Source organism: Saprospiraceae bacterium (genome assembly GCA_016713025.1).
Taxonomy (GTDB): domain Bacteria; phylum Bacteroidota; class Bacteroidia; order Chitinophagales; family Saprospiraceae; genus OLB9.
This window is the reverse complement of sequence record JADJPZ010000004.1, coordinates 3,389,640-3,414,224: the sequence shown is the minus strand read 5'-3', so window position 1 is coordinate 3,414,224 and position 24,585 is coordinate 3,389,640. Positions and strand designations below refer to the sequence as shown.

Below are 24,585 nucleotides of genomic sequence, written 5' to 3'. Positions count from 1 at the left end.
AAATTTATAATAAAAAATTGAAGTAGCTAAGCTCTTAAAAATCAAGTATCTTTGGTAAATTATAAGAAATATTTAGATATAGAAACCTTTGAAGGAGAAATTTCAAAGCATGAATATCCATGGCATTTTCACGATAGCTATACCTTTGTAATTGTTGAAAAAGGATCTATCATTTATGAATTAAAAGACAAAAGTATTCTGGTTGTTGTTTATTCCTACCAAGCTGACCCATCAAATGGCGCTCAAGCTGACCCCCTAAATGGCGGCAAGCTGACCCCCTGATTTATAAAAGGTAAAAAAGGTCAGTGCCGAATTTGAAGTGGATAATTTAAATTACGTTGTGTCCAATTTATAAACTAATAAAATTGGATATGGCATTTAAACCCACAAGAATGAATCAGGTAAAATCTATTTTAAAAGATGTATTGAGCGGAGAGACCATAAGGAAAACCTCCCGGATATATGGAGTATCTAAAAATACTGTTAAAAAAGTATCTTGCTATTTTCAAATTATCAGGCGTAGATATTTCGCAGATGGACCAAATGTCGGATGAAGCATTTCATCGGCTCTTTTATGAACAGCCATCGTCTGATAGCCCGGAGTATTATAGGAATGAAAAATTTAAAGAGTTACTTCCCTGGATTATAAACGAATTAGGCCGTCATGGTGTCACCAGAGAAACAATATACAAACAATATATAGTTGATTATCCAACCGGATATAGTTACAGCAGGTTTTGCCGTAAATTAAAGGAATATCGTACCATCAATGAAGCCACTATCCGCATAGAGCACAAAGCCGGATATCGTATGATGGTAGACTTTGCCGGTAGTAAAGCACAGTGGGTAGACGTAAGGACTGGCGAAGTACATCACTGTGAAGTACTGGTGACCACACTTCCATTTTCATCCTTCACACATGTGTATGCTGTACCTAGTCAGAAACAATCAGATTTTGTCATAGCCATCAACGAAGCCTTGAAGTATATAGGAGGGACGCCTTCGGTTTTAACGAGCGACAATCTAAAAAGCTATGTAGCCAAGGCAGACAGATATGAGCCAAAGTTTACAGAGTTTTGTAGCCAGATGGGGGCATACTATACGATGGAACTAGATGCCACCAGAGTAGGCAAACCCAAGGATAAAGCCAACGTAGAGCGCCATGTAACCATCGTTTACAATCATATTTATGCGCCGCTCAGAGATCAGGTATTTCATTCATTAGACGAACTTAATGCCGCTTTCCGCAAACAGTTAGATGAACTCAATAATAAAAAAATGCAGGGCAAGGCATACAGCAGACGTGAGCGGTTTGAACAAAATGAGAAAGAAAATTTACGTCCCTTACCATCTTCAATGTTTGAAGTCAATAAAAGTACCATAGCAAAAGTGCAAAGAAACTATCATGTCATCGTGGGAGAGAATAACCATTATTACAGTGTGCCATACCAATACATAGGCAAATCAACTCAGATCATATATACCAGTCACAGCGTAGAGATCTATTGTGGTACAGAACGTATCGCTATACACAAAAGAGACTACAGAGAATATGCCTATTCTACCCTGGCAGCTCACATGCCGGAAAAACACATCAGATATCAAGAACAAAAAGGATGGGATGCCGCCTATTTTAAGAAAAAGGCATCAGAGATCGGGCCTCACACTTTGTGGGCGGTACAAACGATCCTTGACTCAAAACATATCGTAGAGCAGACGTACAATGCATGTTTGGGTATCCTTAGGTTAGGCGATAAATATGGCAACGAAAGGCTCGAAAATGCTTCTAAAAGAGCGGCTGCAGGTCATCGGGCGACATACGGGATCTTACAAACCATCCTCCAAAACAATATGGATAAAATAGAAATCCCAATCAATGAACAAGAAAAAGAAGATCAGAAATTACCGGCACACGACAACCTTCGCGGGCCAGTCTATTATTCCCAATCAACCCTGCAATTTATCAATTAACGAAAATTAAATCATATTTTTTATCACCAAATATTTATCAAAAATGAATACACAAGCAACATTGCAGCAGATGCAGAAACTTCATCTTACAGGCATGGCGTCAGCCTACGAAAGCATATTGAAGCTTCCCGCAGATGCACATCCAGACACGCATGAATGCATCGGTACAGTCATCGATGCAGAGTGGCAACACAGAAACTTTACCAAGTCGCAAATGCTGCTAAGACTAAGTAAACTCAGGTACAAAGCCAGCTTACAAGACATAATATACAACTCAGAAAGGAATATTAAAAAGGAAAGTATCGCTTTGATGTCCGACTGTTCTTTTATCGAAAGAGCCCAGAATGTCATCATCACGGGAGCTACCGGCAGCGGCAAATCTTTCCTGGCTTGTGCACTCGGCAATCAAGCTTGTTTACATGCTTATCGCACCCTATACTTCAATATGAATCGATTTACCGAACAACTATCGCTAGCCAAACTCCAGGGCACTTACATTAAATGGCTTAACCAATTAAAAAAAGCTGATCTCATCATTTTGGATGACTTCGGACTACAGCAGCTCGACCAAAATGCAAAACTTGCTTTACTACAAATGCTCGAAGACAGGTATGATTATAAATCTACCATCATCGTCTCGCAACTCCCTATAGAACATTGGCACTCTTTTATAAACGAACCAACTATTGCAGATGCCATACTGGACAGAATACTTGCAAAATGCTTCAATTTTGACCTGAAAGGTAAAAGTCTGAGAATAAAAATTTAGCTTTGTATCCCACTTCAACTAGGGGGTCAGCTTCGCGCCAATTAGGGGGTCAATACTGGGAGAATATACAGGTTGGAGAGGCTGAAGCATTAATAATAGAACCTTTTAAGGTTCATAGAAACATAATCTCTCAACATACCGTTTACAAGGCATTTTTCTTGCCACAAGAATATTTTGAGTGTACAGAAAAAAAAACAAAATTGGTACACTCAAGGTAATTGATGTAAATGTAATCAATATAATAGCCGACTTACTTAATAAAATAAAGCTAAACTATACTAAAACAGAATTAAAGAAAATTATTTCGGGAATCAATTTACTAATCAATCCACAGCAAGTAGGCCAAAAAGACGAGTTAAATGAAAGCTTGAATATTTTACCAAATTTGAACTATGATTTATCCATAGATGAACTTGCTCAAGAGGCCCATTTGAGTAAATTTCATTTTCAAAGAAAGTTTAAGAAAAAATATGGATTAACAATTGGCCAGTTAAAACAGCAAGAAAAAACAATTAAGGCGAAGACACTTTTGGAAAATGGAGAGTTATCGACTGATGCAGCTTATGAGTTAGGCTTTTTTGACCAAAGTCATTTTACAATACTCCGATAACTTTTAAAATACATTAGGATAAAAAATATATATAAAAAGTAAATGCGTAAATTGGCCCTTGAGCCAACCTGTAATCACAATCTCTCACAAAAATGATTACACAAGACGCATTTACTTCCGGCAAAAGCCTTATAGGTACAATATTAGATAAAATGGTTGGCATCAACAAATGGCAGAAAGTATTTTTTATGGAAGTAACCATGTTATTTCTTACCATCAAAGGAAAAATCAATTTTACTCAGATGGGAAGATATAGTTCGTCGCCTGAAGTGAGGTTTCGCAACATGTTCAAGAAGGCATTTGATTTTGTATCAATCAATTCTTTATTTATCACCCAACAATGTGGCGATGAATTGATAGTGGGGTTTGATCCTTCATATCTTTCAAAGAGTGGGAAACATACACCTAATGTAGGCTATTTTTACTCTGGTGTAGCAGGCATGATCAAGCGAGGTATGGAATTTGGATGCTTGGCCATCATAGATGTCAAGCAAAATACAGCCTATCATCTTGATGCCGTACAGACACCACCGGTGAAGAAAGAAGATGCAGAAACTGGTCTGATCAAACACTATTGTAAGATATTTGTCGAAAGGATTAATACAATAAAGAAACATAGTGAAATCCTAGTAGTAGATGGTTGGTTTAACAAACAAAAATTTGTAGGATCAATGACCAAATTGGGGTTAGAAGTGATCTGTAGATTACGCCCCGATGCAAACTTAAAGTATCTTTACAATGGTCCGAAGATGGAAGGAAGAGGTCGCCCTAAGAAATACTCATGCAAAGTATATCTCAAAAATATAGATAAGAGTGTATTCAAAAAGACAGTTGATGATGGGAGCAAGGTTATATACGAAGCAGTGGTGTATTCCATAAGTCTAAAGATAAATATCAAAGTGGCCTATACAGAATATTTAAATGAGAAAGGTGAAGTTACAAACACCATTCTTTATTTTAGCACCAACACGTCTAGGGATTCCATCGACATAGTCAGATATTACAAAGCCAGATTTCAAATGGAATTTATATTCAGAGACGGTAAACAGTTTACCGGATTGGACAACTGTCAGGCAAGGTCAGTGGAGAAAATCCATAATCATGTAAATTATGCCATGACGGCAGTCAATGTAGCTAAAGCAATCATACGGCAAGGCATAGAAAAAGATCAGCCCTGCAGTTGCTCCATTCAAGATATCAAAACAGAGTTATTTAATCAATTTCTGCTGGAAAGAATATTTATCAACTATGGTATTGAACCAGAGTTGCAAAAAAATAATGAATTAAAACGCAAAATATTAGATTTTGGGAAAGTCGCAGCTTAAATTTGTTATCGGAGTATTGATTTTATAAAGTATTTTAAAAAAATGTGGGCTACAACACCCAAGAATTTTTAAAAGAGCATTTTTTTACTATTTCTGGTTTACGGCTTTTTATACTTTTGTTCAAAATTTAGATTATATTAGTCACAAATACAATTAAATATTGTTGCAATGGATGAGATTAAGTCAATTAATATTATGGAAAAATTTGCATTGTTTGAAAAGCAGTGGACACCACATATCATTGGAGAACTTAATGGGCAATATGTAAAACTTTGTAAGTTGAAAGATGATTTTGTTTGGCATAGTCATGAAAATGAAGACGAACTTTTTATGGTATTCAAAGGAACACTCTTGATGGATTTTAGGGATGGCCGAACAGTCGAAGTGAAGGAAGGAGAAATTCTAATCGTACCAAAAGGTGTAGAACATCGACCGCATACCAATGGTGATGTTGTTTTTAATCTACTTTTTGAGCCGAAGGCAACTTTGCATACAGGCACTGTTGAAAGTGAAATGACCGTAAAAGAATTGGATTGGATTTAAAATTTATAAAATGAGCAACACAATTATTAACTACAACGATAGAATATTCAGGCCAATAGCCAATACCGAAAATGGTGAAACATCCAATGAAACAGTTTTTGTATATAAACAAACCGGAAATATCCTGACATCCGAATACACTGGTGGGAAGATTAAATACGGGCATCTGATTGGGCTGGTTGATGAAAATGGCAATATAGACATGCGCTATCACCAAGTGAACCATTTAGGTGAGATCATGACGGGAATTTGCAAATCAAAACCCGAAATACTTGAAAATGGAAAAATTCGCCTTCACGAAAATTGGGAATGGACTTCGGGAGACAAATCAAAGGGAACATCAATCATAGAAGAACAGTAAATTAGAATGTTATGGCACACGAACACAATTACAAAATAACGACAGAATGGACAGGTAATACAGGTGACGGAAATAAAAATGTACGCACTTATGACCGTAGCCATACCGTTTCCATACAAGGGAAACCCGAATTATTTCTAACAACGGATAATGCTGTGGTGGGAGATAAAACAAAATTGAATCCCGAAGATTTGTTGGTTTCGGCCATTTCGTCTTGCCACATGCTTTCCTATTTGTACTTATGCTCGATGGAAGGTATCGTAGTTATAGCTTACACTGATCAAGCTACAGGAATTATGATAGAAAATGCAAGTGGAGGAGGAAGTTTTAAAGAAGTTGTTCTGAATCCGATCTTTCATTTGGCTGACTCCAGTAAGGCAGAAAGAGCTATCGAACTGCACCACAAAGCTCATGAAATCTGTTACATTGCCAATTCTGTAAATTTTGAAGTGAAATGTAATCCAATTTGTAAGGTAGCATAAACAACTAAATGAAAATTTGCATCGCACAAACACGACCTGTAAAAGGAAATATATCGTCCAATATTGAAGCACACAGAAGATTTATTGAACTTGCTTTGACGCACAATGCAAAGGCAATATTTTTTCCAGAACTTTCATTAACAGGTTATGAACCAGCGCTTGCCAAAAAATTAGCGACCACTCAAAATGATAATCGTTTAGACATCTTTCAGCAAATAAGTGATCACAATCATATAATTATAGGACTTGGATTGCCTAGTCTATCTGATACGCAAATTCGCATAAGCATGATCATTTTTGAACCAAATAAACCAAGGCAAACTTATTCAAAACAGCAGCTTCATTCAGACGAGTTTCCCTTCTTTGATCAAGGTGCGGAACAATTAATTATCAAGTCAAAATGTTCGAATATCGCTCCAGCTATTTGTTATGAAAGTTTACAAACTATACATATTGAAGTGGCTTATCAACTAGGCGCCAACGTTTACTTAGCCACTGTAACAAAACCAAGTAATGGCATTGAAAGAGCATTTGACCATTTTCCTAAAATAGCAAAACAATACACATTGCCCGTATTAATGGCTAACTGTGTAGGTTTTTGCGATAACTTTTTAAGTGTTGGTCAAAGTGCTGTTTGGACCAAAGATGGTAAATTAGTTGGGCAACTTGACGACAAAACTCAAGGGATTTTAATTTTTGATACAGAGACAGAAGAAGTAGATCAAAGAACAATATAAATTAACGTGAATTTGGGTTAAGGTATGTTATGGTACTTCTTTGAATAATAGGGGCGTAGCCCTGTAATCTTTGTAATCAGAGTCCCAAAACATATAATCAGGGGCGTTAGCTCTGTAATCTTAAAACAATTTCAGCATCATAAAAGATGTCAGGGCTACGCCCCTTATTATCAATTATTTAAGTCATTTTACAAAGATATCAGAGGTAACGGTCCTTCTTTTAATAAAATTATATAATATATTAAACCACTACCCTAATTTTTCTCCTATCGACTTGAGCTTAACCCACATTTGCTTCAATTCTCTTATCCCGAATCCACGTTAATCAGGCTTTTTTGATTTTATTCTTTGTTTCCTAAAACTTGTTTGTATTTTCGCAGAGCCTCATGTAGACTTTTGTAAGGTAAATTTTGAACAGCAACTTTTTTGTCTATGGATAAAGAAGCTGCTACTGCGGCAGACTGACCTAAAACCATAAACACTGGCTCCATACGAATAGAACCAAATGCAATGTGCGTTGAACTTAAACACACAGGAACCAATAAATTACTACATTCTTCCTTTTTTGGAATTATGGATTGATAGCTTATAGGATAAGGTCCCGAACCGTGTGCTTCTACATTTCCTTCATTTCTTACAAAACCATCCTTTGTAACAAACCTTTGTGTATTGTGAGAATCCATACCATAAGCAGCCATTCCTACAGGGTCTGAAGCGGTAATTAATCCTTCACAGTTGGACTGTGTCATTACATAATCACTTTTCATTCTGCGGGCTTCTCTTACATACAATTGAGAAGGCCAGCCATTACCTTCTTCAAATTCATCTTTACACAAACCCCATTTTGAGACTTGCTCTCTTATGAATGCAGGTATTCTGGGATGATAGGCCAAAGACCACATCAATCCTTTTTGATAGTTCAGATGTTTTTCAACTATGAGTTTACGAGTATTATAGTCCGCTTCCGGATATTCATAATTTTGACCAATAAAATCAGTTGAAAAACCTCTGCTATTATTAGTGTCGGTTTTTCGATTGGGCATACTAGAATTAATCCAGGGCACAGCAGTTTCCCCTGCTTCATAATTTCTAAACAAAAGCTCATAATCCAATTCGTTGTACGAGGATGGCATCTCAAAAGGGATTCGGTTATCTTCAAAATCGGTTAAGCACATTCTGAAACAATAGGCCTGAATCTTTTTATCACCTGTCCCATCAGATGGAGGATGGGTAACTTCAATGAAAGGGAGCAACCCACTTTCAGGCTTCCCTTTTACTACGTAGGGGTCCACACCATTTTTAAAATTATGATATACCCCATTATTGGACTTTCTTTTCTTGAGTGTCAAACTGGTATCATTATTTTGTACACCATTTAAACTCTCCTGATATTCATCATTTGATTCTCTACCTATCGAGTATCGTACTCCCGCAGAGGCCATCAAATCACCTTCATAGCTGGCATCAATGTACATTTTACCTTTATATACATTGCCACTCTCCATTTTGACAGAAACAATTTTTCCCTTAAATTTCTTCACACCATTTACACGATCTAATCGTTGACCATATTCTAAAGTAATTTTGAGCTCCTTTGCAAGCATCTCTTTAAGAATTTTCAATGCGGCAGAAGGTTCAAATGTCCACATTGCATCTTCATTAATATCTGAAGTGGTTTGGCCGCCATCCTTATAGTTTTCTTTCTTCTGAAACTTCCAATTACCCGGATTTTGATAATATTTTTTCACATTCTGATAAAATTCCCTTGAAATACCTCCTATGGCTTGTTTGTTGCCGATATCTGTCTGGCCTAACCCACCTGTGGTTAATCCACCGATTCGATTCGTGGGTTCGAGTAAAACTACCTTTTTGCCCATCCTGGAGGCTTGTATGGCGGCGGCTACCCCGGAAGAATTGCCACCATAAATGACGATATCATAGTTTTGAGAAACTTGAGCTAATCCGGGAATAAGATGTATAACAAAAAAGACTAATTGTAAAATTCTTACACAATGCCTCATATTATTGAATTTTTTGCAAAACTATGCTTTTTTATCAAAATTCATGAGGTGGCAATTTTACCAGTGTGTTTAATAAACTGCACTCTTTAATAAAAAGATAATGACTGTTATGCTAAACAAAATATGGAATTAGTTTTTTGCATTATACATCTTCTTACCCCCTGTTATTTTGGTTTTGTAAGTGTTTCATATTGTCGTTTCTGCCCGAATATTAAATGTAGTAAAAGTTGGATTTTTGACATTTTGGAATATATGTCGGACTTTTAGTTGTTTTGATAAGATTATTGTAAAAATGTTCCAAAACAAACTGAAATTTTTAGTCAAAACTTGCATTATTTACACTAAAATACCATATCTTTATACAAATTTTAAAAAATTAAATTACTCAACGGAGTCGTAAAATTTGACACTAAAAAATTCATACTATGAAACCATTTATCCAATTTTTTTTATTAGTATTCCTTATGTCCTTAGGAATTTCAATAGCTGCACAAATTCAAATACAACAAGACAGCACTTATATTTTTGAAATGAAAGACGGAAATGTATACATAGGTAAAGTTGTAGGTTTTAAGCAAGGCGAAATGTACGATGTCCAAACTTCCATTGGTAATATAAAAATATTACAAAATGATATAGTCGTAATTAAACATATGGAAAAAACAAATCTGAAAGATGGTGAGTATTGGCCTTCAAATCCACATTCGAGTCGCTATTTTTTTAGTCCCAGTGGTTATGGATTGCGCAAAGGAGAAGGATATTATCAAAATGCTTGGGTTCTTTTTAATCAACTCTCATACGGAATTACTGATAATTTTTCCATGGGCATGGGTGTGATACCTACATTTTTGTTTGGTGTTGGAGGAACGATACCCTTATGGGTTACGCCGAAGGTCAATATTCCATATAAAAATGGTAAAGGAGCATTTGGTGCCGGAACTTTATTTGTCACTTCATTAGGAGATGATATTGGTGGTTTTGGTCTATTGTATGGTTCGAATACTTTTGGAACTCGTGATAAACAATTTACACTTGGAGTTGGGCTAGGTTATACCGGTGAAGGAGGATTTAGTGAATATCCGGTGATTAATGCAAGTGGATTAATCAGAACCAGTAAAAATTGGGCATTAGTCACAGAAAACTACTTTTTAACAATTGACTCTTTCGGAGCTTTGATCAGTGGTGGTGCCCGATATATGGGTAAACGGTTAGCCATTGATTTTGGCGGTTTTTTACCGATTTTTTCAGAACAAGATAGATTACTTGTTTTACCTTGGTTGAGCATAAGTGTTCCGTTTGGAAAAAGATATTGAGAAATTCAAAAGAATTATTTCTTTGATACTATATATGAACTTTCTTTTGCTGGCACAAATTTATCAGGATAAATATCAATGTCGACATCTTTATGAAGTCTTTCCCTTGTTAGGGAAAGATTTAGATAGGGTAAAAACAAAGAAAAATTTCTTATCTATACGACATTGGGATAAATATTATAAAATATGATGTTAAGATTTTTTACATTAGTTTTCATATGCTTGTTATTCTCAGGCTGTATTCCTACTCGTCAATTTGCTCTGAATGATATGTCGAAGGATATTGTAGAGCTACCTTTTAAGATAGAGAAACTACAAATCTCAGATACCAGGGAAAATCTACAACCGATGAATTGGGACGTACCTTTGATAGCTGTAAAAACACGGGAATGGAAAGGAAATCCCAAGCTAAGTGAACAAAATAAAGAAGATATTGAGGCTATCATACGTAGATCAGAAAAAATAGATGGAATACCGGTATACATGGAATTTAGAATAATAGAAGGTGTATGCGAACTTTATTCGGACTGGAAATCTGTAAAAGAATTTGCAAAATTCAAAGGAGAACTTTTCCTTGAGATACCAAGTCGAAATTATACATATAAATCTTATGCCTCCATGTATTTTGAAAAGCCGACAATAAACGGAACGGAGAAAGGGGCTATGCGTTTGTATAATCAAGCAATAAAGAACGTAACAAACATGGTCTTAAAGCAAATAAAAGATGAAATTAAACTATAACCTAAAAATCCAAAATGATAATCTATTACGACCTCCAAATACTGCATTCTGACCTATGAAACAACATGACCATGCCGTCAGGTGTGCTGACGGTTCCTTCACTAAATTGAGCTCCCACTCAATTTTGCTGTCGCACCGTTCAGTCATGCTCCATACTGTGTGCAGCTATGCTGTAGTCACCACTACAGCATAGCTGCACACAGTATGATTTGTCGTCAAAAGTGCTGATTTTACCCGCCTGCTCCGAAGCAGGCAGGTTGTATTTTTGGTCTTCATAACGGAATCATTTTAGATATTTAGGTATAAATGCATAGTTGATATACCTGCATCAAGGTGCATTTAGTCAAAAATCAACCACGCACTAACTTTCTCTACGCCGTTTGAAAGAATCTCTCTCAAATAAAAGTGGCTTAGGGCAGCCATAAATCAATCGTTTTTATCTACTTTTGGTGAAGAAATTAGTTTATAATTGACAGATTGCCATTACTGCTAATTGTAAAATGACGAACCAAGAGCATAGTCACTTAGGAGTGACTACAATATGACTATTTCATGTGCTAATGAATTAATAAATAAAAATGAAAAGTTTTTTACAGGTTATTTTTTTCGCAGTAATCGCGACATCAACATTCGCTCAGGATGTGATCATATTAAAAACCGGAGACAATTACTCTGTTTCTGTACAAAATAACAATAAGGTTTTACTTACCTCACCGGATGAAGGGTTGTGGTCTATAGCAACTTCATGGGAAAATAACTGGCCAGCAAAATGGCTACATGCACGGATTACAGAAGTGAAAGATATTGGCGAATGGAAAGAAGTTACCGGAAAAATCAGTATGCCCGAGGGAGATTGGATACTAAAAGATTACTATAGAAAAGAAGGCAATAAAATCAAATGTATACGCCGTTTTACGTGGGAGGGGGATAAGACACTTGAAAAAATCACCCTTTCTGTACGTTGGAAGGTGTCATCCTCTGATGCAAAACCTTTTTTGCCCGGTATACTATACTACGGGAATCCATCAGGGTATAAAAATGGAGCGGAGCGGGTAGCCCACTATCACCAACAAGCGGGGGAGGAAGCATCGTTTGAAGAGCATCGTTACCCCATGCCCTTTTCATCTGTTGAATGGGGAGATAATGGCAAGTATTTCGGTGCCGCTTTACATACTGTACCAAGCCCTGTTTATAACGGAAACCTTACTGACCAGTGGTGGGCATTAGGTTTAAAAACAACAAAACAACATACCGAATTGGAAATGCTTTCCGGGCCTGCTACATACAATGGTCAGCACAGCATGGTAAAGGCTTTGCAGGGTTCCGGCTTACCTTATGGTGATACCTATATGAAAGTAACCCCGAAAACGGTTATTGAGAAAACATTCTATCTGGAAGCATATTCTGTTTCCGAAAAAGGTTCTGGTTTTCAGAAACCAATGTATACATCTTTGGGTCTCTTTAAACCATTTTATACCGATGACATGCCTCAATATAACGATATAATGAAATTGAAAATTCGTTTTTGCGATTCACGATGGGTCGAAGGCGCTAATTATGCAGGATATAACATGTTTCCTTCGTTTGTCAAGCCGCAAATAGTTTTGGGTTGGGCAGGACAATGCGAGATCCCTGCGTATGCTTATCAGGTGTTATACAGAGGCATCAATGACAAAAATATAAGGGATAAAATACAGCGCTCTCTTGATCATATATGTACTTCTCCGATAAATGAGGATGGTTTTTGCGTTATTTACGATATTACTACTGACAAATGGCATGGAAGTGACCCTGTTTCTCAAGGGCAGGCGATGAACAATATTGCAATGGCTATAAAGGAAGGAAGAAAAAATAAAGGCTTAAATACCAAAAAATGGGAAGCGTTTCTTAAAAAATCGGCTGATGTTTTTTCAAATAGAATTTTGGACAAATCATGGAACCCAAGAAATACTGCCGAAGCATTTTTTATTTCGCCATTGATCTTAGCTGCTCAGTTATTAAAAAATGAGCATTACAAAAAAGCGGCTATAAAAGCCACTGATTACTACGCAAAACGGCATCTATCAATGGACGAACCATACTGGGGTGGAACCCTGGATGCGACTTGTGAAGATAAAGAAGGGGCTTGGGGAGCATTTCAGGGCTTTTTAGCTGTATACGAACTTACTAAAGACCCTAAATATTTGAAATATGCTAAGCATGCCTGTGATGTCACATTAAGCTATACCGTAGTTTGGGATATTCCCCTCGTAGCAGGAAGGATGGCTGATCATTATTTCAAAACAAGAGGATGGACGGGAGTTTCAGTTCAGAACCAGCATTTGGACGTATATGGGGTAGTGATATCACCATCAGTATATCAGTTGGGGATCTATTTGAAAGACGACTCCTTAAAGAAATTGGCTAAAACCATGTTTTTAAGTTGTGGCCAGATTATTGATCCGACGGGATCTCAGGGCGAGCAATTACTGCATACCAATTTTGCCCAGCATGGTGATATGAGCAATGTATTTAAGCTTCGCGGAGGTTATTCTGAAGGATGGACTGTATTTTGGATAACTGCTCATTTTTTAAATGCTGCTGCAAGGTTTGAAGCAATGAATATTAAATTATGAGTCTACTCCGCTCCGCAAACAAATAGTAAATTCATAATCTTCAAAAAATTCCTTAAATCATTCACTTAGATTAGCAAAAAAATAATACTTTGAATTCTGACAATCAACTTCTATTTTTCTTTAGCGCTTTAGGAGGCTTTAACGGCATCATCCTTTCGGCATATTTTGCTTTAATAGCTGGTAAAAAAAGTTCTTCAAACTACTACTTAGCCTTGTTGATGCTTGTGTTAAGCATTCGTATCATTAAGTCAGTGTTTTTTTATTTCAATCCGAATTTAGCTAATATATTCATTCAGATTGGACTTTCAGGATGTATTCTTATTGGGCCGTTTCTTTATTTATACCTAAAGTCGACCACAGAATATGCAAAAATAAATTGGAAGCCGCATGTACTTCCATACATTTTGGGCATCACAATCCTGGGAGCTTTATATCCATATGTGGATAACAGAACCATATGGAGTGGATGGATAGTGTTTGGTATCTATCTGCAATGGTTAGCATATATCATTGTATCACTGAAGTTTATAAAACCAATCTTTCAAAAAATAAAAGAAAAGGAAACATTAAAAAACATTGAGGTGTGGCTCCTCAGTATTTACTTTGGTATTTTGTTTATCTGGTTGGCTTATACTATCGGTTCGTATACATCCTATATAGTAGGTGCATTATCTTTCACTTTTATCCTTTATTTGATATTATTACTGATTGTATTCAGATACATCAGGCATTCGGATATCTTTGAAGAAAAAGAAAAGTATAAAAACAAAGTTATTGATGAAGATACAAAATCACTGATAAAGCAGAAATTGTCAATGATGGTGGAGAAAGAACTGTTTCTAAATTCGAACTTTACCCTGGAAGAAGCTGCTAAAGAACTCAAAATAAGCAGACATTTATTATCCCAATATGTCAACGAGACATTGGGAAAATCCTTTTCAGATCTCATCAAAGAATACCGAATTGAGAAAGCGAAAAAATTACTGATGGCCGAGAGTAATCTCACCATTGAAGGCATTGGCTATGAAATAGGATTTAATTCCAAATCAAGCTTCTACACTGCTTTTAAGAAAATAACAGGCCTTACTCCTGCAGAATATCAAAAGTCTAGCTCAAAATGAGTACTATTTTATAGATCCGAACTACTAAATTATAGATTACATCCTCCTGAGAGTAAGTTTGACCGACATTTGTGCTCATTCCAGATCAATAAATTTTTGAGAAATGAGCAAACTGTTTTTATCCCTTGGATTTTTTTTATTGTTTACAAACATACATGCCCAAAACCGCATCCTTTTTGTAACATCCAATCAACACTTTTACGGGAATACCAAAATCAATACATCCAACCATTTTGGCGAGATTGTCATACCTTATGATATTCTTACTAATGCTGGCATTGAGGTTGATTTTATTAGTCCAAAAGGTGGTGCGATACCGATTGGCTATATCAGTACTTCAAATCCTACACATAAGAAGTACTTGTATGATGGTATGTTTATGAATAAGTTGGCAAATACCAGGAAGCCATCTGAAATCAATGCTTCCGACTATGCTGCGATTTACTATAGTGGAGGAGGAGCGGCTATGTTTGGTGTGGCAGAGGACACTACTATCCAAAGCATTGCAAGGAATATTTACAATAAAAATGGTGTTGTATCAACTCTATGTCACGGAACAGCCGGCATTGCGTTCCTTAAGGATGACTTTGGGAAGTCTCTTTATGAAGGAAGAAAAATAACAGGCTACCCCGACTCACAAGAAGATAGAAATGAAGCCTATTACAAAACATTTCCTTTTATTATGGATAAGGCCATCCATGATAATAAAGGACATTTCGTATTCTCCGAGAAAGAAAATTTCTATGTTGTGGATGGAAGATTCGTCACAGGGCAAGATCCATCAGCTGCTGCATCCGTAGCCAATGAAATCATCAAACAGCTCCATGCAGGCAAGCTAAGTGATACAAAAGAGAAAAGTGACTTAGATCTAATCAAAGAAACTTTGATGGATTACATCGAGGGATCGGCTAATGGAGAGCCCCAAAGGCTAAGAAAAGCATTTCATCCAGACTTTAATTTGTATACTGTGGCTAAAGATACGCTGTGGATTCGATCAGGAGAGCAATATATTGCCAATTTTAAAGTGGGTGAAAAATCAAACAGAATCGGGCGAATTATTTCTGTGGACTTTGAGAAAGATGCAGCCATTGCCAAAGTGGAAATTATTGTTCCCGGTTGGAGGACATTTATAGATTATTTATTGCTACTAAAATATGAAGGTAGTTGGAAAATTGTGCATAAATCATATACATTTCATGAAATTCCAAAACTGACACACACACTTGATAATTCAACTACAGAGAAAGCAAAAAAGCTGAATGATATACTTTCAAAGTATCATCAGTACGACTTATTTAATGGAAGTGTTTTAATTGCGAAAAATGGGAAAGAAATATTTAAAAATAGTTTTGGTAAAGCTAATTTTTCATGGAACATTAATAACACACCAAACACAAAATTTAGAATAGGTTCCTTAACAAAACAGTTTACCGCTTTACTGATTCTTCAATTAAAACAAGAAGGTAAATTAAATTTAGAAGACAAAATCAGTAAGCATTTGCCGTGGTATTATAAGAATACTGGCAATAAAATAACCATTCATCATTTGCTGAGTATGACTTCGGGTTTGCCCAACTACACAGATGGTACAACCCCAATAATGGAACAAGAAGAGTTGAATCCAAAAGAATTTGCACTAAAATATTTTAAAGACAGTTTGCTTTTTGAACCCGGAAATAATATTAGCTATTGCAATACAGGCTACTATATTTTAGGGATGATTATAGAAGCGGTTTCCAAAAAATCATATGAAACTGTATTACAAGAAAATGTATTTGATGTTTTAGGTATGAAAAATTCAGGAGTCGAATATCCCGGTCAAGTCATTGGTAATTTAGCAAATGGACACTACTTCTATATGGGAGAGTATATTGTAGCGCAAAGTGTAAATCCAAAAGTGTATGCTTTTTCAACGGGAGCAATATACAGCACAGTGGAAGATTTGTTTTTGTGGGATAAGTCCTTTTATACGGACAAATTGTTAAGTGCAGAAAACAAAAAACTAATGTGCACAAAATATTTACCCAACTATGGTTATGGTGTTGCGGTAAACAATATGAAAAATTATTTAGGCACAAATAGAGATATCACATTTATAAGCCACGATGGTGGACTTACAGGTTATTCAAGTTATATGGCAAGAATACCGGAAGACAGCATTTTTATAATTTTGCTTGACAACACAAGAGCAGGAATGCGAGGTGGAGAATTGGTGGCTATAGCCAATGATATCCTTTCAGTTTTATATGATGTAAAAGCAGAACTTCCAAAACCTTTGGCATCCATTGACCTGATGAAAGTCATAAAATTAAAATCTGTAGACGAAGGATTACAGTATTTTGAAAATACAATAAAAGCAACAAGAACTGCATATAATTTTATGGGCTTAGAAAGTAGTTTAAACGCTATTGGTTACCACTATCTTTCAAATGGAGATATGATTTCAGCAATAAAAATACTTAAATTGAATACTGAAGAATTTCCTCAATCAAGCAATGCATACGACAGCCTTGGTGAAGCCTTTTATAAAAACAAACAGATAGACTTTGCGTTGAAGTACTATAAAAAATCATTAGAACTTGACCCAAAAAATGACAATGCAAAAAAGATGATTGAAGAAATCAAGCTAAATCGCAATTAGTTTTATTTAAAGAGTATCCACAAGGACATTTAAGTACCTTCAACAATCTAACCGAAATACAAAAAATGAAATTAATAACCTGGAATTGTCAGGGAGCATTTAGAAAAAAGGCAGAAACAATTTTGCAGCAACGACCAGACATTTTGGTTGTTCAGGAATGTGAACATCCGGACAAATTAATTTTCAACCCTACAACTGAAAAACCAAATGACATGCTTTGGTTTGGTGATAACAAACATAAAGGACTCGGAATTTTTTCATACAGCAACTACAGATTTCAACTGCTCAAGCAGCACAACGCAGATATCAAAATTGTAATTCCTATTTCCGTTACAAACGGAAAACTTGATTTCACGCTTTTTGCAATCTGGGCTAACAACCGTACCGACCCTGCCGGACAGTATATTGAACAGGTTTGGAAAGCGGTTAATCATTATGACCAACTACTGAACGATGGAAGGACAATCTTAACGGGAGACTTCAACAGCAACAAAATATGGGACAAACCACGCAGAGTTGGAAATCATTCAGCAGTGGTTGACAGGTTAGCAGAAAAGAGTATTTACAGTGTTTATCACAAACGTTTGAATCAGGAACAAGGCAAAGAAAATCATCCTACCTTTTTCTTGTACCGCAACATGGACAAACCTTATCACCTTGACTATTGTTTTGCGTCAGCAGACCTTTATGACAAGGTAAAAAGTATGGAAATCGGTACATATGAAAACTGGATCACACACAGCGATCACACACCACTGATCATATACTTTGACCTTTGATAAAGGAAGAAAGAACCCATATTCGAACATCTTGCCCCAACAGAATATACCCTAATATTGATTTCGAACGAATGATTCGTGGATAGGGAAAGGATGACAAGGCAAAAATTCAAAGTCAAAACCAATTTACTTTCCAATAGGAAGGTCAGAATACAAACATAAATCGTATTAAAAACGGATTGCTTCAAAAATTATATTCAGAAATATTTTGCGAAAAGCACCGAAAAGTGGTATCTTTCGCAAAAGTTTTCTCATCCAAGTCAATGTTTATTGATTGATTAAATCCCCCAAACCACCTATTAGTCTAAACCTTTTTTTACCCGGTTTTTTAAGCTGACTTGTCTGAACCATATCGGGATGATGATCGCACCTGCTATCAGGTAGCTGTAGTACCCTATCAGTCTCCAGACCAAAGCTATGAGTGATGATATACCTTTGGGGATATAGTCGCTGAAAAAGCCACCAAAAAGATATTCGGCGACACCTGAGGCTCCCGGAGTAGGGCTAAAAGCTTCGATCGTGTGCATGGCCATTCCTCTCGAAAAAATAATAAAATGGTCATATATCTCTGGAGATATTCCGGAGACAAACGCCAGAATAAGGCAATTGATAGCTATAAATCTTACTGTCCAGGCTCCGGCAGTAGCAGTAAATGCTTTTATGTGAAAGGACAATGGCTTCTCTTTGATTTTGACGGCAGAAGTCACTACATCATATGCGGTGTTACGAAGTTCTTCTCTGAATCTCTTCAAAAGCGGAAACCTGCTGACCAACAAGAGCAGTCTCTTTATCGCACGAGGATTGATAAACAAACCATAAAAAAATATAGACCCGTAAGTAAACATAAAAGCCAATACTGTCAGGAAAGTAATACCGAATCCGTCGATATCCGAAAATTTTTCCATTCCGGGCCGGATCATTACCGGTCCTACAGCGATGTATAAAAATATCAAAGCCATCACCAGAAATATGGTATCTATCACCATACTGTACAATACGGCAGTGATGGTCTTGGCTCCGGGTAGTTTCTCTTTGGCCAAAAGAAAAAAGGCGACAGCTGACCCGCCCACACTCGTAGGTGATACTGCGGTGCTAAATTCCCATATGACGATCAACTGCATGGATTTCCACCAGGAAAATGCATAATCTGTAATGACCCTCAACCTCCATGAGTAAAAAAGATGTCTCAAAAAATACATCACCATAGCCATCAATACCCAAAAGATAGTATGTCCGCTGTTATTGAGTTTAGTCAACTCGTTGATATCCAACTGTCTGCTCATCAACCACAACACTACGCCCAATCCTATGACAGATGGTAATATTACTTTAGATATCTTAAGATATTTTAAAGCACTTTTATCATCATGATGATGGGTTTGTGGTTGATGGGGAATTTCTTTCGGGTTCAAAAAGATAAATTATTTTTATTGACATGAATATTACAATAATCATTCCATATAGTTTAGAGTATGTTTGAATTTTTATGTTTAAGCGAAAGTGAGAAAATATAATTTTGGACAAGATGACTGAATGGTCTCGTCTATGACGAGAATTGAGTAAAATACTTTACTCAATAATGAAGGAACTGCGAACAACGGATCGCAGCGAATACTGAATATATCCGGAAGTTCAAGCGGAGCTTGACGCGGTACGGCGAAAAATATAACGCTGGATAAAATTAAATTTGCCTCTTGGAGCCAAATGATGAAATTTTAAATATACTCTTAATCCACCAAATGTAATATAGGATTTACCGGCTTTATGATTAAATATTTGTGATTTTCATCATTTAATTTTCATGATTATCTTTTTATTTATAATTTAGCGACGTTTTTTAATCCTGTTCGATAGTTTTTTGTTATAAGAGCTATTAATGAATTATTATTTAAAGTTTTTACTTATAATCCCCTATAAATGGACCCGCTAAAAGAAAAATTTTATCAAAAATCTACAGCCTTAAAAGCTGAAATCAAGACTTTACTAAAAGATCATGGCGAAAAGAAACTTGACGAAGTGACTGTTGACCAGATGATCGGAGGCATGAGAAGCGTCAAAAGTATGATTTGGGATACATCTTCACTTGATCCTGAAGAAGGTATTCGATTCAGAGGATATAATATTCCTCAGTTAAGGGAACTGCTGCCCAGAGTACCGAATGGCAAAGAACCACTACCTGAAGGACTTTTTTGGCTGATGATGGTAGGGGAGATACCCACTACTGAAGATGTTAGGTGGCTTTCAGCAGAATGGAGTCAAAGGAGCCATGTAGCACAGCATGTTTTTGACACTCTGGAAGCCTTACCGCCGGATACACATCCTATGACACAGTTTAGCATCGCGGTACTGGCTATGCAAGCTGACAGTATCTTCGCTCAGAAATACGAAGAAGGCATGAGCAAAAATGACTATTGGGACCCTATGTATGAAGATTCCATGAATATGATTGCGCGCCTTCCCAGAATTGCAGCATATATATATAGACGTACTTTTCATAATAGCAACCACATAGCACCTGACCCGGACATGGATTGGGGCGGCAACTATGCTAAAATGCTGGGATATGACAACAGAGATTTTTATGCTCTGATGAGATTATACCTCACTATCCATGCAGACCACGAAGGAGGCAATGCCTCTGCGCATACTATGCATCTCGTAGGTTCGACACTGAGCGATGTGTATTATTCATTCAGCGGAGCTATGAACGCCCTTGCTGGTCCTCTCCACGGATTGGCCAATCAGGAAGTGATCAAATGGATCTTTGAGATGATAGAGGAATTGGGTACCAATTCGCCCACCAAGGACCAAATCAGAAAATATATCAATGATACACTGGCTGAAGGCAAAGTGGTACCAGGATATGGACATGCAGTGCTCAGGCAGCCTGACCCCAGATTTGTGGCGCAAAAACGTTTTGCTGAAGAAAATATCAAAAATGATCCGATAGTACAAATTGTCTGGGATCTTTTCGAAATTGTACCGGAGGTATTGGGAGCATTGGGCAAAGTTAAAAACCCGTGGCCGAATGTTGATGCACATTCAGGGGCGCTTTTGGTTCACTACGGTTTTACAGAATACAATTATTATACTGTGCTATTCGGAGTATCCCGGGCACTGGGTGTCTGCGCTGGCTTATGCTGGGACAGAGCACTTGGATTACCTCTGGAACGACCAAAATCAGTCACTACTGACTGGCTTAAGAAATTTCTTGGCATGAATTAACAGCTCATCAGATAGTTTGAAATTTTTATAAAACATAAACAAAATTAATATTAGAAATGAATATTCCTGAAAATCTGAAATATACCAAGGAACATGAATGGTTGCGAATAGAAGGTAATGAAGCATATATTGGGGTTACTGATTTTGCTCAAAGCGAACTTGGTGAAATTGTATATGTCGAAGTAGATACTGTAGGAGATACCATTTCAAAAGATGAGATATTTGGTACGGTAGAAGCTGTAAAGACCACATCAGATCTTTTTATGCCAATATCTGGTGTGATCCTTGAGTTCAATAAAGAACTTGATGAAAATGAAGGAGACAATCCCGGCCTCATCAATTCAGACCCATACGGTGAAGGATGGATTGTGAAAATTAAGATATCAGATGAGTCAGAAATAGATCACCTTATGAATGCAGCTCAATACAGTGAAGCAATAAGTTAAGATTTTTAGGGTTATAACTACTTCTACTTTGTCAACTTAGCATTTACGCTAAGATCGGGTCAACTATTATATTAAACATGGGCTAAATACCAACCATTAAGGTAGAATTTAAGAGGCATGGTCGTTCCGATACGCTGAAAGGACTCAATATGATTTACTGTGGGTGCAACCCTTAGCACCATCAAGAGCAATGCTCAACCCTGAATGGGTTGAATATTTGTATGTAACGAATTAAACCTTTATGGATATTTAGCATATGTTGATTTATAATTTAACAAAGTAGCTTTAATTATTTATCTGGATATCGAAAAAATATCCAATTATTTCATTATGTTAGTTATCCTAACTATATTTGTGCCAACAATATTGTCAATACAAATTAAATACTAAAACATGAGTAAATCAGTATTCTATCACGCAGGTTGTCCTGTATGCATAAGTGCAGAACACGACATCATAAACCTATTAGGAGCAGACAAAGTTGAAGTCATTCACTTTGGCAACGACAAATCACGTATAGACGAAGCAGAAAAAGCCGGTGTAAAATCTGTCCCGGCTTTAGTAACTCCAAACGGAAATGTTTTACATATCAATTTTGGAGCTTCAATGGCTGATGTAAAAGGTTAAAAATAATTTGCTCCATAAAGTTAGGTTAACTACCTTTGTGGAGCATTTAAATTTAAAAAAAATGAAACTGATATTTAATATAGTTTTTCTTTTAGTCTGTATGTCAGGCTGCAGTCAATCTCAAAATAAAACAACAAATAAAATGAAAGTAGCTGTTTGGGACACATATGTAACAAAAAAAGACGGGATAGTAATGCATTTTGACATACTTGCACCCGTAGAGATAAAGGATAAAGAGGTAATTTATAATTATGGTAAAGCATATTTAAAAACAAAAGGCCAGGAAGGACAACCGTTATCATCAAAGGAATGTAGGTTTTGCCACGTTGAAAAAATGCGACCAGACTGGGAAGCAGATATAAAAAAACAAGGTTACTTTATCATCGAAATGGAAAATTGTAACTGAATGAAAAAATCTGCATTTGATATAGAGCATCAAAATTCAAGTATTGAAAGCAAAATAGTGGCATCTCTGGAAAGAGTTTCACAAGCGTTTAGGGTATTGCTATGGAATGAGAGCAAGGAATTTTCATTAAGTCCCATCCAGGTGCAAGTACTGATTTTTCTATTACATCATTCTGATGAAAAAAGAAGAGTAAGTTATCTGGCAGACGAATTTAATATGACAAAAGCTACAATAAGCGAGACAATTAAAATACTTGAACAGAAACATCTGATCTATAAAGAATTTAATCCGGACGACACCAGAAGTTATATTATACATTTAACAGAAAAAGGTCTGAAAATTGCAGATCAGACTTCCCTGTTTGCAAAACAAATACTGGTTCCCATCGACAAATTAAATTCCAATGACAAGGAAAATTTGCTTTTAAGTTTGTTGGATATTATTTATCACCTGAACAAATCAGGTATTATCACCATTCAAAGAATGTGTTTTACATGCCATTTTTACAACCCAAAAAATAATGGACAACAACACTTTTGCGAACTTCTGAATAGTAAACTTGAAGACAATGAATTACGTATTGACTGTCCGGAACATAAACAGATGACTTAACATTTTTTTGGTGATGTCCATTTACTCTATTTTGACCTATGTTTTACCTCTGCTAGCAGGAGGAACTGTAATGCAAATCAGCAAATCAACAAGCACATTTATAAAAACATATTTTAAGCACTCTAAAAATTTGATTTAGAGTATGTTTAAACTTTTATCATTTGGCTCCAAGTGGCAAATTTTATTTTTCTCCTGCCTGTCGGCAAGGCAGGCCTGCCTTGTGAACAGGCAGGTCTGCAACATCAACTTCGTTTGTCAAAGTCTTACCTGACTTTGACGGAACCTATCATACGGTCTTTGACCGGTTGTGGACAATTTACTCCGGTCATGAGACCGATTGATAAAAGTCCAAAAGTCAGAGACTTTGGACAACGATTTATTGAGAATTGAGTAAAGTATTTTACTCAATTCTCGTCATAAACGAGACCATTCAGTCATCTTGTCAAAAATTAAATTTCCTCACTTTCGCTCAAACATAAAAATTTAAACATACTCTTATATTTGAACTCATTTTTTAAATTTGCATTTAAATTTGCAGATAAAAATGAATTTAACACCAGACATATTAAAAGAAATTTCAGAGCAGCTTGATTGTGGTTTTCGGGCATTTATTCATAAGACCTCGTTGGAATTAATTTTCATTCCTGATACAAACGATTTACCAGATATTGATATGGATGCATGGGAAGAAGAAACAGAACTCTTGGACAATAACTTTACTGAATACCACGAGATAGACAAATGGGATACCAGCGATGCTTTTGATATGATGCTCGAATTTACTGAAGGGTTGGATGATAATGAAAAACTACAAAACAGTTTATTGGAAGCATTGAGAAAGAGAAAGCCTTTCAGAGAATTTAAGTTTTTCATTGACAACTCCGGAGTATACAGACAAAAGTGGTTTGACTTTAAAAATCAGTGGCAAATCGACTATGTTGATGCGTACTTTAAAAGATTAACGTCTCTATAAGCTGGGTGAAAAAATTCCAAACAAACGTTTGATAAAAAAATGTCTTGATCGGGACAAAAACGTTCCGAAAGTTCAAGCATAGCTTGGCGAGGTAAGGCGAAAAATATATAGTGAACAGAAAATATTGTGCGAAAAATTTAAATCACAAGTTTATAATTTTCAAATAATTGTGATTTTTAAATTTTGAAAATTATTTTCTGTTGGGTATAACGCTGGATAAAATTAAATTTACCGCTTGGAACCCAATGATAAAAGTTTAAACAAACT

General features: G+C 36.2%; 25 protein-coding genes. 22 read left to right on the top strand and 3 right to left on the bottom strand.

The window, feature by feature from the left end; translation table 11 throughout:
• The first annotated feature begins 51 nt into the window (after positions 1-51).
• The 9 genes from IPK35_20850 to IPK35_20810 all read left to right on the top strand — a co-directional run bounded on the left by IPK35_20850 (position 52) and on the right by IPK35_20810 (position 6,798).
• Positions 52-282: an AraC family ligand binding domain-containing protein gene (locus IPK35_20850; GenBank protein ID MBK8055650.1), complete on the top strand. Its 231-nt coding sequence runs from the start codon at positions 52-54 to the stop codon at positions 280-282.
• Positions 283-462: 180 nt separating this feature from the next.
• Entirely contained in the window at positions 463-1,971 is a 1,509-nt protein-coding gene (locus IPK35_20845) for an IS21 family transposase (GenBank protein ID MBK8055649.1), read from the top strand.
• Between the two features lie 43 nt (positions 1,972-2,014).
• Complete coding sequence (locus tag IPK35_20840; protein ID MBK8055648.1) at positions 2,015-2,740, top strand: ATP-binding protein; 726 nt, start codon at positions 2,015-2,017, stop codon at positions 2,738-2,740.
• A 178-nt stretch (positions 2,741-2,918) separates the two neighbouring features.
• On the top strand, positions 2,919-3,350 hold the full coding sequence (locus IPK35_20835; protein ID MBK8055647.1) for a helix-turn-helix transcriptional regulator: 432 nt from the start codon (positions 2,919-2,921) through the stop codon (positions 3,348-3,350).
• Positions 3,351-3,442: 92 nt separating this feature from the next.
• Positions 3,443-4,675, top strand: a complete 1,233-nt coding sequence (locus IPK35_20830; protein ID MBK8055646.1) for a transposase — start codon at positions 3,443-3,445, stop codon at positions 4,673-4,675.
• Positions 4,676-4,843: 168 nt separating this feature from the next.
• Complete coding sequence (locus tag IPK35_20825; protein MBK8055645.1) at positions 4,844-5,218, top strand: cupin domain-containing protein; 375 nt, start codon at positions 4,844-4,846, stop codon at positions 5,216-5,218.
• Positions 5,219-5,240: 22 nt separating this feature from the next.
• A complete protein-coding gene (locus IPK35_20820) occupies positions 5,241-5,579 on the top strand; it encodes a n-acetylglutamate synthase (GenBank protein MBK8055644.1) in 339 nt (112 codons plus the stop codon).
• Between the two features lie 11 nt (positions 5,580-5,590).
• Positions 5,591-6,061 carry an OsmC family protein gene (locus IPK35_20815; GenBank protein MBK8055643.1) on the top strand — a complete coding sequence of 157 codons (471 nt, stop codon included), beginning with the start codon at positions 5,591-5,593 and terminating at the stop codon, positions 6,059-6,061.
• 8 nt (positions 6,062-6,069) lie between these two features.
• Positions 6,070-6,798 carry a carbon-nitrogen hydrolase family protein gene (locus IPK35_20810; protein ID MBK8055642.1) on the top strand — a complete coding sequence of 243 codons (729 nt, stop codon included), beginning with the start codon at positions 6,070-6,072 and terminating at the stop codon, positions 6,796-6,798.
• A 341-nt stretch (positions 6,799-7,139) separates the two neighbouring features.
• On the opposite strand, the gene IPK35_20805 is transcribed toward IPK35_20810, so the two are convergent.
• On the bottom strand, positions 7,140-8,819 hold the full coding sequence (locus tag IPK35_20805; protein ID MBK8055641.1) for an FAD-dependent oxidoreductase: 1,680 nt from the start codon (positions 8,817-8,819) through the stop codon (positions 7,140-7,142).
• A 425-nt stretch (positions 8,820-9,244) separates the two neighbouring features.
• On the opposite strand from IPK35_20805, the gene IPK35_20800 reads away from it, so the two are divergent.
• The gene (locus tag IPK35_20800) at positions 9,245-10,132 is read left to right on the top strand and encodes a hypothetical protein (protein ID MBK8055640.1); all 888 of its coding nucleotides are present in this window, start codon (positions 9,245-9,247) and stop codon (positions 10,130-10,132) included.
• A 186-nt stretch (positions 10,133-10,318) separates the two neighbouring features.
• Positions 10,319-10,873: a hypothetical protein gene (locus tag IPK35_20795; GenBank protein ID MBK8055639.1), complete on the top strand. Its 555-nt coding sequence runs from the start codon at positions 10,319-10,321 to the stop codon at positions 10,871-10,873.
• Here the strand turns inward: IPK35_20795 and IPK35_20790 are convergent.
• Positions 10,868-11,020, bottom strand: a complete 153-nt coding sequence (locus IPK35_20790; protein ID MBK8055638.1) for a hypothetical protein — start codon at positions 11,018-11,020, stop codon at positions 10,868-10,870. The genes IPK35_20795 and IPK35_20790 overlap by 6 nt on opposite strands.
• A gap of 431 nt (positions 11,021-11,451) precedes the next feature.
• On the opposite strand from IPK35_20790, the gene IPK35_20785 reads away from it, so the two are divergent.
• The 4 genes from IPK35_20785 to IPK35_20770 all read left to right on the top strand — a co-directional run bounded on the left by IPK35_20785 (position 11,452) and on the right by IPK35_20770 (position 18,029).
• Positions 11,452-13,488, top strand: coding sequence for a hypothetical protein (locus IPK35_20785; protein MBK8055637.1), 2,037 nt, complete (start codon positions 11,452-11,454; stop codon positions 13,486-13,488).
• Positions 13,489-13,577: 89 nt separating this feature from the next.
• The gene (locus tag IPK35_20780) at positions 13,578-14,609 is read left to right on the top strand and encodes an AraC family transcriptional regulator (protein ID MBK8055636.1); all 1,032 of its coding nucleotides are present in this window, start codon (positions 13,578-13,580) and stop codon (positions 14,607-14,609) included.
• Between the two features lie 103 nt (positions 14,610-14,712).
• Entirely contained in the window at positions 14,713-17,250 is a 2,538-nt protein-coding gene (locus IPK35_20775; protein MBK8055635.1) for a serine hydrolase, read from the top strand.
• 65 nt (positions 17,251-17,315) lie between these two features.
• Entirely contained in the window at positions 17,316-18,029 is a 714-nt protein-coding gene (locus IPK35_20770) for an endonuclease/exonuclease/phosphatase family protein (GenBank protein MBK8055634.1), read from the top strand.
• Positions 18,030-18,328: 299 nt separating this feature from the next.
• Here IPK35_20770 and IPK35_20765 read toward each other — a convergent pair whose 3' ends face one another.
• Positions 18,329-19,441, bottom strand: a complete 1,113-nt coding sequence (locus IPK35_20765) for a flippase-like domain-containing protein (GenBank protein ID MBK8055633.1) — start codon at positions 19,439-19,441, stop codon at positions 18,329-18,331.
• Positions 19,442-19,946: 505 nt separating this feature from the next.
• Between IPK35_20765 and IPK35_20760 the strand changes: the two genes are divergently transcribed.
• From IPK35_20760 to IPK35_20730, 7 genes are all read left to right on the top strand, one after another.
• Entirely contained in the window at positions 19,947-21,254 is a 1,308-nt protein-coding gene (locus tag IPK35_20760) for a citrate (Si)-synthase, eukaryotic (GenBank protein ID MBK8055632.1), read from the top strand.
• Between the two features lie 56 nt (positions 21,255-21,310).
• Positions 21,311-21,700 carry a glycine cleavage system protein GcvH gene (gene gcvH, locus IPK35_20755; protein MBK8055631.1) on the top strand — a complete coding sequence of 130 codons (390 nt, stop codon included), beginning with the start codon at positions 21,311-21,313 and terminating at the stop codon, positions 21,698-21,700.
• A gap of 393 nt (positions 21,701-22,093) precedes the next feature.
• The gene (locus IPK35_20750) at positions 22,094-22,327 is read left to right on the top strand and encodes a thioredoxin family protein (GenBank protein ID MBK8055630.1); all 234 of its coding nucleotides are present in this window, start codon (positions 22,094-22,096) and stop codon (positions 22,325-22,327) included.
• Positions 22,328-22,469: 142 nt separating this feature from the next.
• A complete protein-coding gene (locus IPK35_20745; protein ID MBK8055629.1) occupies positions 22,470-22,733 on the top strand; it encodes a DUF2024 family protein in 264 nt (87 codons plus the stop codon).
• A complete protein-coding gene (locus IPK35_20740; protein MBK8055628.1) occupies positions 22,734-23,345 on the top strand; it encodes a winged helix-turn-helix transcriptional regulator in 612 nt (203 codons plus the stop codon).
• A 171-nt stretch (positions 23,346-23,516) separates the two neighbouring features.
• The gene (locus IPK35_20735; protein MBK8055627.1) at positions 23,517-23,735 is read left to right on the top strand and encodes a hypothetical protein; all 219 of its coding nucleotides are present in this window, start codon (positions 23,517-23,519) and stop codon (positions 23,733-23,735) included.
• Between the two features lie 154 nt (positions 23,736-23,889).
• Positions 23,890-24,318: a hypothetical protein gene (locus IPK35_20730; protein ID MBK8055626.1), complete on the top strand. Its 429-nt coding sequence runs from the start codon at positions 23,890-23,892 to the stop codon at positions 24,316-24,318.
• Positions 24,319-24,585: the final 267 nt, after the last annotated feature.